Raw genomic sequence first — 16,750 nt, 5'->3', positions numbered from 1 at the left:
GCGGTCACCCTCTGACCGACCGTCGTCCCCGAATCGGGCTACATGAAGCCCTTGTCGACCTCGTCGGTCTCCACGAGCTCGTCGAGCTCCGTGTTGAGGACGTCCTCGGCCTCCTCGAACGTCGACGCGAGGTCGTCGAGCCCGTCCGGGCGGTCGTACTGGTCGTACTCCATCGGCCCGAACGCGGGCGAGTCGAGCGTCTCCATGACGTCGTCGAAGAAGTCACCGGGCGTGGTCGGCGCGTCCGCGTGCGCCTTCACGACCTCCTCCAGCTCCGTCGCCTTCTCCTTCGCCTCGGCCTCGTCGATGTCGTCCGCGGGGCCCTGGACGGCGAACCGCCCCGACCCTTCGGTCGGGAGGTACTGGCCGATCTCGTCGTCGAGGTTCCGGGCGACCTGCGACCCGACGCCCTTCACCTCGAAGGGGTTCTTCGCGTACGTCTTCAACTGGTACATCCCCCTGTCGGGATGCCCGAGGTAGAGGTCCTCCCCGAGGCCGGACGCGCGGTCGCCGGCGACCGCGCGCCAGCCGTCCGGGTCCACGTTCGACTCCACGACGTCCTCGACGATATCGTCCCAGTCGCGAACCCGCATGCCCCGACGTAGTGCTCGCGCCGGCAAGATTGTGTCGGTCCGGGCGATTCCGGAGCCTGTCGTGGTACCGACCGGGCCACGTCAGTCCAGTCCTTGCTGTGCCAGCCCGGCGCCGACCGCGACGCCCATCCCCATCCCGATCGCCAGTCCGAGCGCGAGGTCGTCCATCGCGGTCCCGAGGGCGACGCCGACCCCGGAACCGAGGGCAAGGCCGATCGCCATGCCGCGACCGTCGAGTTCGTCCCCCTCCTCGCCCGCGTCCGTGTCGGTCATCTCGACTCCCGGTTCGGAGCGAGGTCACCTCAACGGTTCGGTGACCGCGACGGGCCGGCGACGAGTCCCCTCGCTCGGACTCGCGTCACGCGCAGGCGATGGTCGTCCAGCCGTCCTCTGGCGGGGCTCCGTCGTCGTACGCTGGTGCGCGCTCGACCCGCGTCGCGGTGACGCGGTACCAGGCGTCGTAGTGGAGGCTCGCGACGAGCGTCGTGGCGGTGCCGTCGGCGCGCTCGGCGGACTCGACGGCGTCGAGACTCACCTCGGCGTACGCGTACGCGCCGTCTTCGGGCTGGTCATCCGCGGTCTCGGAGCGGACGTACTCGACGCCGCCGACGTTCCAGCCCTCGGCGTCGGCGCGGTCGCGAGCGACCGTCTCCTCGACGAACTCGGCGAGCGACCGCGCCGCACCGGGCGTCGGATCCTCGGGGACGTCGACGTCGACGACGCCGAGGGAGTCCTCGACGGTACAGGGCTCGGTCGTCGCGGTCCCGCTTGCTTCCGCGGTGGCGTCGCTCCCGATGGTCGTCGGCCCGCCGGCGGTGGAGTCGTCGCCGGGGAGGGCGCCGAGACAGCCGGCCGTCGCGGCGGTGCCCGCGGTCGTCGCGGCGAGCGCGGCCAGCAGCGTGCGGCGTCGCATGCCGTCGACTGCCGGCGCTCGCGGTAAGTGTCTTCTCCAGGTCACCCCGGGAACCGACACCCCTAACCGAGTCCCGCGCGTCCCCGTGGAGTGTGACAAGCGCGGACCGCGACGCGATCGAGGGAGTCATCACGGCGGTCGGCGACGCCAAGGAGGTGTCGACGCAGTACGGCAAGTCAGACCTCGCCGAGGTGACCGTCGAGACGGAGACGGGCGAGGAGCAGGTGACCTGCTGGGGGAAGTGGACGGAGACGACCGCGGTCGCCGAACCCGGTATGCGGGTGCGGGTGACGAACCCGGAGGAGCGCGAGTACCAGGGCGAGACGCAGTACTCGACGACCGGGGACTCGTACGTCGTCCTGGAACCGGAGTTCCTCGTGGACGTGACGGACGTCCGCGAGTACGTGCAGTGCCCGCGGATGTACTACCTGAACAAGCTCTCGAGTGCGCCCCTGAAGTACCCCGTCATCAAGGGAACGATCGTGCACGAGGTGTTCGGGGACCTGCTGCGGGGCGTCGAGTTCGACGCCGCGGTCGACGACCGCGTCGAGGAGGCCGGGCTCGACCTCGGCCTGCTCGGGATGGACGCCGACGAGGTCCGCGAGGAGGTCGCGGAGAACGCGCGCGCCATCGACGCGTGGCTCTCTCAGGGGAAGCTCTCGGGCGACGACGAGTGGCGGTCGGAGATGACGCTCATCTCGGAGACGTTCGGCATCAAGGGGCGCGCGGACGCGGTCCGGAACGGGATGCCCGTCGAGCTGAAGACGGGGAAGAACCTCAAGCGCGACCCGCGGTTCGAGGACAAGATTCAGGCGGCGTCGTACGCGCTCCTGCTGCGCGAACGCGGCGTCGACGTCGACACCGCGACGCTCCTGTACACGAAGAACGCGGCGCTCGACCGGTCGGAGTTCTCCGGGGACTTCTCGCCCGCGAAGGAGTTCAGCGTCGGCGACGGCCTCCTGAAGTACGTGGTGCGGGCGCGGAACGCCATCGCGGCGTTCGAGTTCGACTTCGACGTCCCGACGGGGTACGAGGCCGACGCGGTCTGCGAGTACTGCTTCGAGCAGGACACGTGTCGCGTCGTCGCCGGGCGACTCGACCAGGAGTCCAAGGCTGGCCAGATTGGTCGGACGCTGCCCGAGGACGAGCTCGCGTACTACGAGGAGACGTACAGGGCCATCGAGGAGGAGCGCGTGGAGACCCACCGCGAGTACGCGAAGCTCTGGGAGCAGACGCCCGCGGAGCGCGCCGAGGACGACCGTGCGCTCGTCGACCTCGCGTTCGAGGCGAAGCGCGAGCGCGCCGACGGCCGCTGGGAGCTGCGCGCGAGACGGACGAGTCCCGCAGTGTCGAAGCTGCGGGAGGACGACCTCGTGCTCGCGAGCGACGGCGACCCCGTGCAGGGCGACGCCGAGCTCGCGTACATCGAGCGGCTGGACGACGACGAGGTCGTCGTCTCCGCCGCCGAACCCGTCGAGGTGTGTCGCCTCGACGTCTACCCGAGCGAGCTGTCGGTCGCGCGCATGCAGGTCGCGCTCCACGACGCGCTCCTGAAGGGCGACCCGGACCGGAAGGACGTCCTGTTCGGCCGGCGCGACCCCGAGTTCGACCCCGAGCGTGCGCTCGCCCCCGACGCCGAACCTGGGGATGGCGGCGAGTCGGTGGCGGACGCCGAACCGGAGACGTTCGTCGCGAACAACGACGCGCAGGACGAGGCGGTGCGGAAGGCGGTGACCGCCGAGGACGTCGCGCTCGTCCACGGGCCGCCGGGGACGGGGAAGACGTACACCATCGGGCAGGCGGTGCGGTCGATGGTGGCGCGCGGCGAGCGCGTGCTGCTGTCCGCGTTCACGAACCGCGCGGTCGACAACGCCCTGGAGGCGCTCGAGGAGCAGGGGTTCTCGGACTTCGTGCGCGTCGGCACCGAGTCCGGTATCCGCGACGACATGCTCGAGTACCGGCTCCGGACTCGCGGTGACCCCGACGAGTGCGCGCAGCGCCTGCGGGACGCGCAGGTGGTGGCGGCGACGACCGCGACGTGCGGGTCGCGCGTGATGCGCGAGCAGACGTTCGACGCGGCGCTCGTCGACGAGGCCGGGCAGTTGACGGAACCGGACGCGCTGGCGGCGGTGAACCTCGCCGAGCGGTTCGTGCTCGTCGGCGACCACCAGCAGCTCCCGCCCGTCGTGCGGGCGGAGAACGAGCTCCAGGAGTCGCTGTTCGAGCGGCTCGTCGAGCGGTACCCGGAGGCAGGCGTGATGCTCGAGGAGCAGTACCGGATGAGTCAGCGCATCCAGGCGTTCGCGTCCGCGGAGTTCTACGACGGCGCGCTCCGGCCGGCGACTGGCGAGGTCGCCGCGCAGCATCCGCGACAGCTCGTCGCCCTCGACGACCTCCCGGCGGCGCTCCGTGACGGCGTGACGTTCCTCGACACGCCCGGTGACGGCGGTCGGAACACGGACGCGGTGGAGGCCGAGCGCGTGGCCGACGTCGTCTCGTCGTACCTGGCGGCGGGCGTCGAGCCGGCGGACGTGGGCGTCATCGCGCCGTTCCGCGCGCAGGTCGCGGAGATAACGCGGCGCGTCCCCGAGTCGGTGACCGTGGACACGGTCGACCGCTTCCAGGGGTCGTCGAAGGAGGTCATCGTCGTGTCGTTCGTCGCCTCGGGCGACCTCGACTCGCCGATCTTCGAGGACTACCGGCGCGTGAACGTGGCGTTGACCCGAGCGAAGCGCGCGCTCGTCCTGGTCGGGGACGCGGACGCGCTCGCGACCGACCCGGTCTACGGTCGGATGGTGGCCTGGGCGCGTCCCGACTGACTCAGATGCCGTTCCTGGCTGCCTCGGACACGAACACGTGAGGTTGCTTTATTATCGTGGCGGACCACGCAGTTACCATGGCAAGTGATAACGCGACCCACGACGAGTCGGCGGTGGAGGACGGCGCCGCGGAGGACGCGTTCCCCACGGTGGAGGCCAACGAACTCGAGCGCGCGCTCGGCGGCATCGCGGGCGGGGTCGTCGGCACGATGCTCATGACGGGCGTGCTCTTCATCGTGAACGCCACGCTCACGCCCGGAATCGACGTGTTCGGGACGCTCGCGGAGCTCGCCGGCGTCGGGAACGCTCCCGCGCTCGGCCTGGCGCTGTTCTTCGGCGCCGGGATGTTCGCGTGGCCGCTCCTGTTCGTCACGCTCGGCGCGTACCTACCTGGAACCACCCGCCCCCAGCAGGGCATCGTGTTCGCCGGCGTCCTCTGGACGGGATTCATCACCGCGTTCTACTCGCGGTACGCCGGGTTCGACCTCCTCGTCTTCGTCGTCTTCTCCGTCGTCACGCACCTCGCGTACGGCTGGGTGCTCGGGTTCGTCTCCGCCCGCCTCACCGGCCAGTACGAGGCCCCGGAACTCGCGGTCTGACCGGTTCGGTACCACGTCCGCGAGTCCTCGCGGTGGAATCGACCGCGGCCTCGACGCCCACCTGCTTTTGGGACACGCACTCGATGGGTCGGGTATGGACCTCCCACTCGGCGACGGCACCGTCTCCGTGTCGTTCGACGCCGTCGACGCGACCGTCGCACGCGCCCCCGGTGGCAGCGGCGTGGACGTCCCGGCCGCCTCGCAGGACGCGCTCGCCGACCCACACGGCCCGCGGCTCAGCGAGCGCGCGAACGCGAACGACGACGTCGCCATCGTCGTCACGGACGGCACGCGCGCCGTCCCCACCGACGTCCTCCTCGACGGACTGCTCGGCGAACTCGACGCCGCGGGCGTCGACCGCGACCGGGTGACCGTCGTCGTCGGGCTCGGCCTCCATCGGCCGATGACCGACGACGAGCTCGAAGCGACCCTCGGCGAGCACGCCGCGCTCGCCCGGAACCACGACCCCGAGGACGTCGTCGCGGTCGGCGAGGTCGACGGCGTCCCCATCGAACTTGGCCGGGTCGTCGCCGACGCGGACCTGGTCGCGGCGACCGGCGTCGTCGAACCCCACCAGTACGCGGGCTTCTCCGGGGGCGCGAAGACCGTCGTCGTCGGCGCCGGCGGCGAGTCACAGATCGGGTACACGCACGGCCCCGACCTCCTCGCGCGCGACGGCGTCCGCCTCGGCCGCGTCGAGAACAACCCTTTCAGGGGGTTCCTCGACCGCGCCGGGGACCTCGCCGGCCCCGACTTCTGCGTGAACGTCACGAAGGGCCCGCAGGGCGTCCTCGGCGTCGCCGCCGGGGACCCTCGCGCGGTCGTCCGCGACCTCGCCGCGACCGCCCGGAACGCGCTCTCGGTCCCGATAGCCGACGACGAGACGTACGACGCCGTCGTCGCCGGCGTCGGCGCACCCAAGGACGCGAACCTCTACCAGGCGACCAGGGCCGCGACGTACGTCGCGCTCGGCGACCGGAACCCGCTCGTCCGACCCGAGGCCGACGCGAGCGTGAGAGCTGACTCGCGCGGCCGCATCGTCGTCCCTGCGGGACTCCCCGAAGGCGCCGGCGACGGGACTGGCGAACGACGGTTCCACGAGTGGCTGTCGAACGCGACGGACGCCGACGCGCTCTACGAGGAGATGAAGCAGGGCTACGAGCCGGGCGCACAGCGCGCGTTCGTCGTCGCTCGCGTCCTCCGCGACCACGACGTCCACGTCACGAACAGCGAGCACCCCGACGTCGTCGACGACTGCCTGATGCACGCAGCCGAGACGGTCGAGGACGCACTCGACCCCGGGAGCGACGTGCTCGTCGTCCCGGACGCCCTGAACACGCTCCTCGTCCGCGAGCGCTGACGCGAGCGACGCTACGGGACGTAACTGTCGAGTACCTCCCAGTTGGTCGGCTTCGAGAGCGTCTCGTTGAACTGCCAGCGGACCTCCACGACGGTCGCGTCCACGGGCACTGTCGCGGTCACGGCGTCCCCGGCGGTCACCGTCCCGTGGTCGTCCGCGAACTGCGAGTCGAGCACGGTCTGCTCGCCGCCGCCCTCGGCGACCAAGCGGACGCGCGCCGCCGGGAACGACTCGCCGCCGTCGTGGACGACGGTCAACGCTCGCGTCGCCGCGTCGTACTCGAACGCGAACGACGCGTCCGGCGCCGGCCACCCGTACGCGAGGAAGTCCAGGCGCTTCGTCGGCGTACTCCCCGTGACGAGCGCCGCGTCCCCGCGGCGCTCGCTCTCCAGATCCTCGTACGTCTGGAACGCCGTCCGGTCCCGACAGGTCTCGAGGAACGCATCCGGGTCCGGCGAGGACGGGTAGAGCGCGACGGCGCGGAGGTCCGTCGTCCGCTCGCCGACCGCGAACGCCTCGGCGCTCCCGATGGCCTCGGGGACGTACGCCGACTGGGTCGAGAGGCGCGCGACCGTCGGGTCGTCGGCTAGCTCGACGACTCGCGCCATGCGCTCGGCTCGCTCGCTCTCGGTCGCGAACGTCGACGGGCGCTCGGATAGCAACCGCACCGCTCGCCGTTCGAGTCGGCCCCGGCGCTCGACGACCGACGCGTCCTCGTCCGGCGTAGCGTCCATCGAAAGCAGGACACCGTCGCCGACCACCTGGAGGACGTGGTCGCCGCGGACGCGACTCCAGTAGCCGTCCGCGTCCATCGGCTCGAACGTCTCCCACACGTCGTCGGCCGCCCGCAGCGCAGCCCCGCCGTCACGGAGGCGTGCGACGGTGTACTGGTACTCCCTGATGGTCACGACGAGGTCGCGCACGATCGCGGGGTCGAGCAGCGGCGCCGACGCCACCCACTCCCGGAGGGTGGGAAACCGCTCGACGTGCTCGGCGAGCGCAGCGAGGTCGACGTACCGAGCGTGCTGGAGCTTCCAATCGGGCGTCACGTTGGCCGCCTGCAGCCAGTCGTCAGTCACGATACGGGACGCGAACGACGGCAGGTCCCTCCCGAAGAGGGCCCCGGCACAGCCGACGACCGCCGTCGTCGACGCGACGGCACCGACCGCGCGGAGGACGCTGCGACGCGGGGGCGTTCGCATACGCCACTCGCGTCACGGCGCCGGTAAGTGTCTTGGGCCGCCGCGCTGGATACGTGCTCACGCGAGGTCGGGTGTCGCGAGCACGCGGCAGTCGCGGGCAGTCATGCTCCTCGTGCGCGAGCAGCGACCGGCGAAAGGTTCAGTATCTGACCGCGATGGTGTGGAATATGTACGTTCCCTCGGGAAGCTCCGGGTCATCGCTCGGCGAGTCACTCGGCAAGTGGGCCAAGGAGTCCATCTGGGGCGCACTCTTCATCGCGGGTCTCGGCGTCGCCTGTATCGCGTACGGCGTCACCTACGCGTTCACGGGCGGCACGAGCCCGTTCCTGCTGAACTGGATTCCGGCGTTCGGTGGGGTGTTCCTCCTCGTCGCGGCGTGGGCCGTCCTGAAGTTCCACGCGGGTCGGCTCCGGCGTCTCCTCGGGCGTCGCACGAGCGAGTGAGCGGCCACCGAATCCTCGACTCAGTCGAAGGTGGCGTCGGCGAGCGCGCGCCAGTCGCTCGCGGTCTCCGTCTCTAGTTCGAGCCAGCGAACGACGACACCGTTCTCGATGGCGTTCCCGGGAACCGTCGCGACGTCCCCTGGTTCGACCTGCCCCTGCGACCGCCCGAAGTGGACGTCGACGGTCGCGACGTCGGCGGCCGCCGAATCCGGAAGCCACGTCGCGACCTGGACGCGGTTCGCGGGGAGCGCCGGCCCGTCGACGTACGTCACGACGACGTCGCCGGTCCCGTCCTCGCGCCGGAAGTCGAACGACGTCGGCGGCGCCGGCCGGCCGCGCGAGAGGAGGTCGACGCGATGCGTCGGCGTCTCGCCCGTGAGCCACACCGCGTCGTCGACCGAACGCACCGTCACGCCGCGGTAGCCGTCGTACGCGCTCGCGGCGTCACGTCGCTCACGGACCGCGGTGACGTCCGGGTCCTCCGCGAACGTCACGACCTCGCGGAGCGCAGTCGACTCGCGCCCGACGTCGAACCCGGCAGCGTGGGCGACGCCGTCAAGTCCACCCAGCGGCGAATCGACTGACGACCCCGACTTCACGCTCGGATGGAGCGCGGCGTACGTCGGCGCCCCAACCGCGTCCGCGACCCGCCGCAAGCGCGCCACGGCCTCCCCGCCGACCGGTGGCGATTCCGGCCGTGCCTCGACCACCGACGCCGCCTCGGCGAGCAGTTCCGATTCGCGGTCGGCGTCCATCTCGTTCCCGAAGTACTCGCCCCACCAGTACCCCTGGAACAGCACGTCCTCGGCCACGACCTGGACGCCCCCCTCGTCGACGCGACCCACGAGGTCAGTCCCCGGTATCGGCTCGAACGGGACGCCGGCGTCCGCCGCGACCGCCTCCGGGTCCGCGTCAGGCTGGAGCCGGCCGACGCGGAACCGCGGCCACGACCCCCGCGTGTAGACGTACTCGCTCACGACCGCGGGGTCGAGGAACAGATCTGCGTGGTCGAACAGCGGCCGACGGAGGTATCGACGCGTCGCCGGCGGGAGCGACTCGCCGACCGACGCGACCGCCTCGCTGTCGACGTACTCGACGCGACGGACGTCGAACCCGCCGTCGGCCGTGACCGCGTCCGGGAGCCAGTCGTCTTCGACGAGCAGGTCGAGATATCCCGGGTCGTCCGCGTCGTACGCGCCGCCAAGGTCGTCGAGGGCGCCGGACTCGACGGTCGACGCCACGCCGGCCGCGGCGAGCAGCCCGCCCCCGGCACCCAGCAGCCGGCGGCGTGACACGTCTTCCATACGATACGAATGCCCGTGATTCCTGAAGTGTCTTGTGTTGGCTCGAACGTACGCCGGAACCGCGCCAGTCCGCGGTGCGCCGACTGACCTACCCGCCTGCGGTCGGTCCCGCGGCCTCGTCCTCGCTCTCGATGGCGTCGACGACGCGCTCGTGGAACTCCTGGAGGACCGCGGACTCGTCCTCCGCGAGCACGACGTCGCTCGCCATCAGCGTCGCCAGCCCGAACGCGCGCGGCGACGGCGACTCCACGCGCGTCCGCGATACCTCGACGTCGCCCGTCCGGACGGCGCGCGCGAACGCCTCGATGCCCTCGACGTGGAGCTTGTCCTCGAGTATCTCGCGGTACGTCTCCTCGACGACCGCGAACGACTCCAGGTCCTCCGCGAACGACAGCAGCATCTCGCTGGCGACCTGCTGTTGCTTCGCGGACTTCTCGTAGCCCTTGTACCGCTTCAGTATCATCAACGCCCGCGTCGCGTCGATACGGAAGTACCGCTGGAGGAGGTCCGTTCCTCCCACTGCCTGCCGGAGCGTCTCCCGGACCGCCTCCGGGTCGAGGTCCTCGACGATGCCGACGACGTCGACCTTCCGGTTCAGCGGGAGCTTCAGCGTGAACCCGTCGTCCGCCACCGCGACCGTGACGTTCGCGTTGGCCTCCTGCGCGATACGGTACGCGAGCAGCCGCGACAGCCCGTCGTTGAACCGCCGCCCGTAGTTCGAATGCACGTAGTAGTGGCGCTCGTACGCGTCCCGGTCGCGAGCCTCCTCGATAGCGAGCCGGTCGGGCGTACTCACGCTGTCGACGCCCGCGTACCGGACCTGCTCGTCGTACATCCGACTGAGTGCGCGCACCGCGTGCTCGTCCACCGGCAGCTCGCGCAGCCAGTGCCGGACCGCGGGCGTGCCGCCGCGCTCGTACCGCTCGAGGAGTGCCTCCTGGAACGCGAGCACCTCCACGCCGAGGTCGTACGCGAGCGGCAGGCGCTCGCTGAACCACGACGGGACCGTTGGAGAAGCAGTCGTTCGGTCGACGTACACCTTCGACCCCCGTCGGTACTTGTACTCGAAGTTCGACCCGCCGAGCACGAACACGTCCCCTGACTCAAGCGTATCGAGATAGGACTCGTCGAGCTGCCCCACCCACTCGTCGCCGCTCCGAGTGAACACGTCGCACGCGAACGAGTCCGGGATGGTGCCGATGTTCGTCATGTAGATGACGCGCGCGAGCCGGCCGCGCTTCCCCATCAGGACCGTCCCCGGCTCGTACTCGTCGTAGTGATGCTCGCCACCGGGCTCGTCGTTCGCGTCGCGCCACACCTTCGCGTACACGTTCTTCTCCTCGAGGCCGTCGTAGTCCGCGGTGAGGTACCGGACGAGCTGCTCCCAGTCGTCGTCGCCGTAGTGCCGGTAGGGATACGCGCCCTGGAGGATGCGCTTGACGTCGGCTTCCGGTCGAATCTCGGCGATGGCCATCCCGTAGACGTGCTGGGCGGCGACGTCCTGGCACCGCTCGGGGACGTTCACGGAGTCGACGAACCCCTCGGTCGCCTTCTTCAGCATCACCGCGCACTCGACGAGCTCGTCGCGGTCGAGCGCCACCACCCTGCCCGTGACGGTCTCGCCGACGCGATGGCCCGCGCGCCCGACGCGCTGCAGGAGCGCCGCGACCGACTTCGGACTCCCGACCTGCACCACGAGGTCGACGTGGGGCATGTCGATCCCGAGTTCGAGGCTCGTCGACGACGTGACGACGTCGAGCTCGCCGTCCTTGAGCTTCCGCTCGACCTCCTGGCGGACGTCCTTCGAGAGGCTCCCGTGATGGCACGCCGAGTTGGCCTCGTCGTACGCGTCGTACCTGTCGCGGAGGTTGTGGAGGACGCGCTCGGCCCCGGAGCGCGTGTTCGTGAACACGAGCGTGTTCGTGTGCCCCTGCACGTGCTCGTGGAGCGAGTCGTAGAACTCGCCCGTGACGACGTCCCGCGGCGTGTGCACGAGGTCGTCCGTCGGACACTCCAGCCGGAGGTCGAACTCGCGCGCGAACCGCGCGTCCACTATCTCGTAATCCCGTGGCTCGCGCTCGGCGACCAGCGCCCCGTCGTCGGCGCCATCGCCGGCGGCCTCCTCGCCGGCAGCCTCCCCGCCGGCATCGTCGACGGGTTCGTAGCCGACGAGGAACTTCGCCATCTGGCTCAGCGGTTCGATGGTCGCCGAACACCCGATACGCGTCGGCGACCCGTTCGCAAGCGCCTCCAACCGCTCCAGGCTCACCGACAGGTGCGTCCCGCGCTTGCTCTCGGCGAGCGAGTGAATCTCGTCGACGACGACGTACTCCACCGTCCGGAGCTTCTCCCGGAACTTCGGCGAGTTCAGGAGGATCGCGAGCGTCTCCGGAGTCGTGTTCAGGATGTGCGGGGTCTCCCGCAGCATCTTCTGGCGGTCCGCGTCGCTCGTGTCCCCGTGCCGTATCGCGTGCCGGAGCTCGCCGACGTCCTCCCCGCGCTCGGCGGCGATGTCGGTGATGCCCTCGAGGGGCTCGGTGAGGTTCCGGTGGATGTCGTTCGCGAGGGACTTCAGCGGCGACACGTACAGGCAGTACACCGAGTTCTCGAGGCCCTCCTCGCGTTCGCGCTCGCGCTCGAACAGCGCGTCGATGATGGACGTGAACGACGCGAGGGTCTTCCCGCTCCCCGTCGGCGCACACACCAGCGCGTTCTCCCCGCGCTCGACGAGCGGTATCGCCGCCTTCTGTGGCGGCGTGAAGAACCCGCCGTTCTCCGGGACGAACTCGCCGAACTGCTCGACCCACCACCGTCGGACCGACGGCGACAGCGACTCGAGGACGTCGGCGTCGTCGACCGCGACCGCGTCCACGTCGACGCCGGTCTCGGCTTCCAGCAGGTCGAGCGCGTCCATTGATGCGGGGCTGGGGGCCACACGTACAAGAACGTGGTGACGACCGAAGCGACCGCCTCGACAGCCCCGTCCGGCGACCGGTGACTCGCTTAGTAGCGCGACAGCATATCGAACTCGCTCGTCGGGACCGAACCCTCCAGCACGGCCGTGCCGTCGCCACCACTGACCGAGACGTCGTCGTAGGGCGCGTAGTCACTGCCGCCGGAGAGTCGTCGCTGCTTGAACGTGTCCGGGTCGAGGTCGTCGCCGAGCCCGACTGCGCGGTGCTGGGTTCGCTCGGGGCCGACCGTGAACCCCTCGCCGACGCCCTTCAGGCCGATCTCGAGGTTGGTCCGGCGCGGTCGGAGTCGCGCGATGGTCTGCGTGCCGACCGCGTCGACCAATCTGTCGGTTCGGGAGAGCGCGTCGGACGCCGTCGCGAACTCGGCGTCCTCGCGAGCGGCGAGCATCTTCGCGTGTGCGGCGACGTCGTCGACTGGCGAAGCGGACTGGTCGCCGTCGTATCGGTCGACGCTCACGGCGACGCCGTCCCCGACGACCGTCACGCCGTGCTCGTCCGCGTGCCCGTAGACCTCGTCGAGTCCGTCGACGGGTGCGTACGCGTCGCTCTCGCGAGCGGCGGTCCGGAGAGCCTCCGCGTCCGCGTACGAGGTGACTCTGACGGGGTGCGGCATCGCAGTGAACGTCTGTCGCTGCATCGGCTGGTCGATGCCGGGCATCCGGTTCGTCCCCGCTCCTTCGAGCCACTCGGGGAGGTCGGCGTCGATATCGCGGAGCGCCGCGAGGTCCCACGTGATGACGACGTCGAGTCGGTACCCGTCCGGCGCGGCCGCGGACTGGGACGCGTCGAACCAGCCCGGGTGCGTGATCGTCGACCGGTACTCGCCGCCGCTCCCGTCCGAGTCCCCGTCGAGCGCGGCACATCCCGCCATCGCGACCCCGACGGTCGTCGTCCCGGCCGCCGCGGCCGACCGCAGCAGCCCACGCCGACTCATCTCTTCCATACGATACGTTCTGGCACGAACCGATAAGTGGTTGTTCATCTGGCAGTTCGACTGCCGCGACGGCGTGACACCCCGACCCACCCGAGGAGCGGATTGAACATGCTTATAAGGCGGGCCCAGAAACTCACGAGGTACACCCTACGCGGGGTTGATGATGCTCCTAGCCCCACAGGACGAGGGCCGTCCCGCACCCAGCCGGTCGGCCCAAGCGGACACACGAGTCCGCGGACGGCAGGGGAGCGCGAGCCCACGCGTAGACAAGGTGAACAACCATGCCAGTTTACGTCAACAAAGAAGTCCCAGCCGACCTCCAAAACGACGCCCTCGAGGCGCTCGAGGTCGCACGAGACACAGGTAGCGTAAAGAAAGGAACGAACGAGACGACCAAGGCCGTCGAACGCGGGAACGCGGACATCGTGTACGTGGCCGAGGACGTCCAGCCCGAGGAGATCGTCATGCACCTCCCCGAGCTCGCCGACGAGAAGGGTATCCCGGTCGTCTTCGTGGAGACCCAGGACGACGTCGGGCACGCCGCCGGCCTCGAGGTCGGCAGCGCTGCCGCGGCCGTCGTCGACGCCGGCGACGCCTCGGATCAGGTCGACGATATCGCCTCGAAGCTCGAGGACCTCTGATAGGCCATGAGCGCAGAAGAATCAGAGAGCGGCTCCACGCCCGCGGAAGTTATCGAGATCGTCGGCAAGACCGGCATGCACGGTGAGGCCATGCAGGTCAAGTGCCGCATCCGCGAAGGCGAGAATCAGGGTCGCATCATCACGCGAAACTGCCTCGGTCCGGTCCGCGAGGGCGACGTCCTCCAGCTGCGAGAGACCGCCCGCGAGGCCGACTCCATCGGAGGCCAATAATGCCCCAGACTCGAGCCTGTGATTACTGCGGTGACGACATCGAGCCCGGTACCGGGACGATGTTCGTTCGCAAGGACGGCACGACGATTCACTACTGTAGCGCGAAGTGCGAGAAGAACGCGGACCTCGGCCGCGAGCCCCGCGACCTCGAGTGGACGGACGAGGGTCGCGCGAACTCCGGGGTGTCCGACGAATGACCGAGCACGAGCGGACGTTCGTGATGGTCAAGCCCGACGCGTTCGCGCGCGGGCTCGTCGGCACCGTCATCTCGCGTCTCGAGGACCGTGGCCTGAAGCTCGTCGGGATGAAGGTCGAGATTCTCGACGAGGAGACGGCACACGAGCATTACGCCGAGCACGAGGACAAGCCGTTCTTCGACGACCTCGTCGACTTCATCACCTCGGGACCGGTCGTCCCGATGGTCTGGGAGGGCGAGGACGCGACGCGGCAGGTCCGGCAGATGATCGGTGCGACGGACCCGCTCGAGGCGGACGCGGGCACCATCCGCGGTGACTACGCGCTCGACCTCGGTCGGAACGTCGTGCACGCGGCGGACCACGAGGACGAGGGCGCGAACGAGCGCGAGATCTCGATCCACTTCGACGACGACGAGCTCGTGGCCTACGAGGGCCACGACGAGACCTGGCTGTACGAGTAACCAGCCGGTTCCGCGCGTTTCTCGCTTTGTTCGCTCGTTCGATAGCGACGGGTACGTTGCGTTCGGTCGATTCGGTCGACGGCGACGGGTGTGACGCGTCGACCGTCGGTCGTCAGTCGTCGGCGGGTGCGTCGACGCGCGTGCCGATGCGGCGGTCGAGGAAGTCCTCGAGGAGTTCGAACATGCGGAGTTTCTGGTCCTGGTCGCTGGAGGCGTGGCCTTCCTCGCCGAGTTCCTCGTACTCGTAGTCGTCGCCGTCGTCGTAGCCGGCGTCGTCGAGCGCGTCACGGAAGATGCGTGCCTGGGAGACGGGGACGCGGCGGTCGTTGACGCCGTGGACGAGGAACATGGGGGCGTCGACGTTCTCGACGTACTCGACCGGCGAGCGTTCGCGGTAGAGGTCGGCGTTCTCCTCGGGCGTCCCGAGGTACTTCACCATGAGTTCGGTCTTGAAGTGCGGCATGGTGTTCTCGTACATGTCTTCGAGGTCGGTGAGGCCGATCCACGCGACGCTGGCGTCGTAGAGGTCGGGGTACTGGACGGCCTGCCAGTACGCGCTGTAGCCGCCGTAGCTGCCCCCGAAGACGACGACGCGGTCGTCGTCGAGCCAGTCGCGCGTCTCGAGGACGTGCTCGGCGGCGGTGGCGACGTCGCCCTGTTCGGCGCCGCCCCAGTCCTCGATGAGTTCCTCGACGAACTCGCGGCCGCGGCCGGTCGACCCGCGGTAGTTCACCTGAAGGACGGAGAAGCCCATGGAGGCGAGGACCTGCGTGTAGAGGTCGAAGCGCATGGTGTCGCGGGCCCGCGGGCCGCCGTGGGGGTTGACGACGAGCGGCGACGGGCGTTCGCCGGAGTCGTAGAGGATCGCACCGACGTCGAACGTCTCGTAGGGGTCGTGCTCGACCGCGTGCTGGGCGGTGTCGGGGACGCCGTCGGAGTCGACGGTGAGGTACTCGGCGTCCGCGAAGTCGTCGGGGTCGAACGGCCCGTACTCGGGTTCGACGAGCGTCTCGGTCTCGTCGGTGTCGAGGTCGTACGTGAGCAGTTCCGTACGGGTCGTCGGGGTCGTGTGGGTGAGCGCGACGGTGGAGTCGTCGACGCTCGCGTCGCCGGCCATGCCGAATCCGGCGACGCCGTCGGGAAGGTCGAGCTCCTTGCGGCCGCCGGTCTCGGCGTCGTAGACGACCAGGGTAGTGATGGCGTCGCGGTCGCGGGTGGCGACGATCCGCTCGCCGTCTTCGGTGAAGAACTGCGCGGTCTCCTCGTACTCGTCGGTCCCGTACCACGTCACGTCGTCGGCGTCGAGGTCGTAGACGCCGACGCGGGAGAGGTCGGCCGAGTTGTCGATCACGAGGAGGCGGTCGCCGTCGGGGCTCCAGTCGACGGGCATCGACTCGGCGCCGACGTCACCGATCTCGAGGTTGCGTGCGTTCGAGCCGTCGGTATCAGCGACGTAGACGTCCTTGTTGTCGTAGTCGTCGGTCTCGTTCGTCGAGTACGCGATCCGGTCGCCGTCGGGCGAGAGGTGCGACGCCCAGACGGCGCGGTCGTGGTCGGTGACCTTCGTCGTGTCGCCGGATTCGAGGTCGTGCCGGTAGACGTTCATCTGGCCGTCGCGCGAGGACCCGACGAGGAGCGTCTCGCCGTCCTCGCCGACGTCGTGCAGCATCGCTTGGCCGTCCATCTCGACGACCGGTTCGACGTCGCCGTCTCGCGTGATGCGGTGGATGTCGTTCTGTTCGTCGCCGTCGTCGTCGAGGTGGAAGTAGATGGCGTCGCCGTCGGCGGCCCACTCGACGAACCAGCGGGCGTTCCGCGGTACTTCGCCGTCGCTCCACTGCTCGCGGTCGCCGGTCTCCAGGTCGAGGACGTGCAGTTCGTTCCGACCGGTGTCGTCGTAGTAGAACGCGACCTCGGAGCCGTCCGGGGAGACGGTCGGGTGCGCGAGCGTCGGGAGGCTGGCGAGCGCTTCGAGGACGTCCGTGTCCGGAGGCGTCTCCATGCACGGTTCCTGTCGCGTGGACCACATAAGCGCTTGCAGAAGATTCCTTCTGTGCGCCGGCGGTCGACCCCGAGCG

General features: G+C 69.9%; 16 protein-coding genes. 8 read left to right on the top strand and 8 right to left on the bottom strand.

Going from position 1 to position 16,750, the window contains the following annotated elements:
- Positions 1-38: 38 nt before the first annotated feature.
- The 3 genes from SM754_RS12520 to SM754_RS12510 all read right to left on the bottom strand — a co-directional run bounded on the left by SM754_RS12520 (position 39) and on the right by SM754_RS12510 (position 1,506).
- Positions 39-593, bottom strand: coding sequence for a hypothetical protein (locus SM754_RS12520; RefSeq protein ID WP_323676573.1), 555 nt, complete (start codon positions 591-593; stop codon positions 39-41).
- Positions 594-674: 81 nt separating this feature from the next.
- Complete coding sequence (locus SM754_RS12515) at positions 675-866, bottom strand: glycine zipper domain-containing protein (protein ID WP_323676572.1); 192 nt, start codon at positions 864-866, stop codon at positions 675-677.
- Between the two features lie 85 nt (positions 867-951).
- Positions 952-1,506: a hypothetical protein gene (locus tag SM754_RS12510; RefSeq protein WP_323676571.1), complete on the bottom strand. Its 555-nt coding sequence runs from the start codon at positions 1,504-1,506 to the stop codon at positions 952-954.
- A 116-nt stretch (positions 1,507-1,622) separates the two neighbouring features.
- On the opposite strand from SM754_RS12510, the gene SM754_RS12505 reads away from it, so the two are divergent.
- The 3 genes from SM754_RS12505 to SM754_RS12495 all read left to right on the top strand — a co-directional run bounded on the left by SM754_RS12505 (position 1,623) and on the right by SM754_RS12495 (position 6,284).
- Positions 1,623-4,325, top strand: coding sequence for an AAA domain-containing protein (locus SM754_RS12505; protein WP_501993789.1), 2,703 nt, complete (start codon positions 1,623-1,625; stop codon positions 4,323-4,325).
- 77 nt (positions 4,326-4,402) lie between these two features.
- A complete protein-coding gene (locus tag SM754_RS12500) occupies positions 4,403-4,924 on the top strand; it encodes a DUF6789 family protein (RefSeq protein WP_323676569.1) in 522 nt (173 codons plus the stop codon).
- Between the two features lie 94 nt (positions 4,925-5,018).
- The gene (locus tag SM754_RS12495; RefSeq protein ID WP_323676568.1) at positions 5,019-6,284 is read left to right on the top strand and encodes a lactate racemase domain-containing protein; all 1,266 of its coding nucleotides are present in this window, start codon (positions 5,019-5,021) and stop codon (positions 6,282-6,284) included.
- Between the two features lie 11 nt (positions 6,285-6,295).
- Here SM754_RS12495 and SM754_RS12490 read toward each other — a convergent pair whose 3' ends face one another.
- Entirely contained in the window at positions 6,296-7,486 is a 1,191-nt protein-coding gene (locus tag SM754_RS12490; protein WP_323676567.1) for a hypothetical protein, read from the bottom strand.
- 167 nt (positions 7,487-7,653) lie between these two features.
- Here SM754_RS12490 and SM754_RS12485 point away from each other — a divergent pair, with 167 nt between their 5' ends.
- Entirely contained in the window at positions 7,654-7,929 is a 276-nt protein-coding gene (locus SM754_RS12485; protein ID WP_323676566.1) for a hypothetical protein, read from the top strand.
- A 20-nt stretch (positions 7,930-7,949) separates the two neighbouring features.
- Here SM754_RS12485 and SM754_RS12480 read toward each other — a convergent pair whose 3' ends face one another.
- The 3 genes from SM754_RS12480 to SM754_RS12470 form a co-directional block, all read right to left on the bottom strand.
- A complete protein-coding gene (locus SM754_RS12480; protein ID WP_323676565.1) occupies positions 7,950-9,233 on the bottom strand; it encodes a hypothetical protein in 1,284 nt (427 codons plus the stop codon).
- 88 nt (positions 9,234-9,321) lie between these two features.
- Positions 9,322-12,147: an ATP-dependent helicase gene (locus SM754_RS12475; RefSeq protein WP_323676564.1), complete on the bottom strand. Its 2,826-nt coding sequence runs from the start codon at positions 12,145-12,147 to the stop codon at positions 9,322-9,324.
- A gap of 89 nt (positions 12,148-12,236) precedes the next feature.
- Positions 12,237-13,151, bottom strand: a complete 915-nt coding sequence (locus SM754_RS12470; RefSeq protein ID WP_323676563.1) for a hypothetical protein — start codon at positions 13,149-13,151, stop codon at positions 12,237-12,239.
- 272 nt (positions 13,152-13,423) lie between these two features.
- Between SM754_RS12470 and rpl7ae the strand changes: the two genes are divergently transcribed.
- Genes rpl7ae through ndk form a run of 4 tightly spaced genes read left to right on the top strand, consistent with a single transcriptional unit; the run spans position 13,424 to position 14,672 of the window.
- Positions 13,424-13,783, top strand: a complete 360-nt coding sequence (rpl7ae, locus tag SM754_RS12465) for a 50S ribosomal protein L7Ae (RefSeq protein ID WP_323676562.1) — start codon at positions 13,424-13,426, stop codon at positions 13,781-13,783.
- A 6-nt stretch (positions 13,784-13,789) separates the two neighbouring features.
- Positions 13,790-14,014, top strand: coding sequence for a 30S ribosomal protein S28e (locus SM754_RS12460; protein WP_227131260.1), 225 nt, complete (start codon positions 13,790-13,792; stop codon positions 14,012-14,014).
- A complete protein-coding gene (locus SM754_RS12455; RefSeq protein ID WP_323676561.1) occupies positions 14,014-14,211 on the top strand; it encodes a 50S ribosomal protein L24e in 198 nt (65 codons plus the stop codon). Before SM754_RS12460 ends, SM754_RS12455 begins: the two co-directional genes overlap by 1 nt.
- The gene (ndk, locus tag SM754_RS12450) at positions 14,208-14,672 is read left to right on the top strand and encodes a nucleoside-diphosphate kinase (RefSeq protein ID WP_323676560.1); all 465 of its coding nucleotides are present in this window, start codon (positions 14,208-14,210) and stop codon (positions 14,670-14,672) included. Before SM754_RS12455 ends, ndk begins: the two co-directional genes overlap by 4 nt.
- A gap of 112 nt (positions 14,673-14,784) precedes the next feature.
- Here the strand turns inward: ndk and SM754_RS12445 are convergent, their stop codons facing one another.
- Positions 14,785-16,674, bottom strand: coding sequence for a S9 family peptidase (locus tag SM754_RS12445; protein ID WP_323676559.1), 1,890 nt, complete (start codon positions 16,672-16,674; stop codon positions 14,785-14,787).
- Positions 16,675-16,750 lie beyond the last annotated feature (76 nt).

The sequence above is a fragment of the Halorubellus amylolyticus genome (assembly GCF_034808145.1).
GTDB lineage: Archaea > Halobacteriota > Halobacteria > Halobacteriales > Natrialbaceae > Halorubellus.
This window is presented reverse-complemented; position numbering and strand designations above follow the sequence as displayed.

What these genes read in the sequence shown, in the direction of transcription:
- SM754_RS12515 (WP_323676572.1), bottom strand. Translation starts at nt 866, where the DNA reads ATGACCGACACGGACGCGGGCGAGGAGGGGGACGAACTCGACGGTCGC.
- SM754_RS12480 (WP_323676565.1), bottom strand. Translation starts at nt 9,233, where the DNA reads ATGGAAGACGTGTCACGCCGCCGGCTGCTGGGTGCCGGGGGCGGGCTG.
- SM754_RS12445 (WP_323676559.1), bottom strand. Translation starts at nt 16,674, where the DNA reads ATGGAGACGCCTCCGGACACGGACGTCCTCGAAGCGCTCGCCAGCCTC.
- SM754_RS12510 (WP_323676571.1), bottom strand. Translation starts at nt 1,506, where the DNA reads ATGCGACGCCGCACGCTGCTGGCCGCGCTCGCCGCGACGACCGCGGGC.
- rpl7ae (WP_323676562.1), top strand. Translation starts at nt 13,424, where the DNA reads ATGCCAGTTTACGTCAACAAAGAAGTCCCAGCCGACCTCCAAAACGAC.
- ndk (WP_323676560.1), top strand. Translation starts at nt 14,208, where the DNA reads ATGACCGAGCACGAGCGGACGTTCGTGATGGTCAAGCCCGACGCGTTC.
- SM754_RS12475 (WP_323676564.1), bottom strand. Translation starts at nt 12,147, where the DNA reads ATGGACGCGCTCGACCTGCTGGAAGCCGAGACCGGCGTCGACGTGGAC.
- SM754_RS12455 (WP_323676561.1), top strand. Translation starts at nt 14,014, where the DNA reads ATGCCCCAGACTCGAGCCTGTGATTACTGCGGTGACGACATCGAGCCC.
- SM754_RS12470 (WP_323676563.1), bottom strand. Translation starts at nt 13,151, where the DNA reads ATGGAAGAGATGAGTCGGCGTGGGCTGCTGCGGTCGGCCGCGGCGGCC.
- SM754_RS12500 (WP_323676569.1), top strand. Translation starts at nt 4,403, where the DNA reads ATGGCAAGTGATAACGCGACCCACGACGAGTCGGCGGTGGAGGACGGC.
- SM754_RS12490 (WP_323676567.1), bottom strand. Translation starts at nt 7,486, where the DNA reads ATGCGAACGCCCCCGCGTCGCAGCGTCCTCCGCGCGGTCGGTGCCGTC.
- SM754_RS12520 (WP_323676573.1), bottom strand. Translation starts at nt 593, where the DNA reads ATGCGGGTTCGCGACTGGGACGATATCGTCGAGGACGTCGTGGAGTCG.
- SM754_RS12485 (WP_323676566.1), top strand. Translation starts at nt 7,654, where the DNA reads ATGTACGTTCCCTCGGGAAGCTCCGGGTCATCGCTCGGCGAGTCACTC.
- SM754_RS12460 (WP_227131260.1), top strand. Translation starts at nt 13,790, where the DNA reads ATGAGCGCAGAAGAATCAGAGAGCGGCTCCACGCCCGCGGAAGTTATC.
- SM754_RS12495 (WP_323676568.1), top strand. Translation starts at nt 5,019, where the DNA reads ATGGACCTCCCACTCGGCGACGGCACCGTCTCCGTGTCGTTCGACGCC.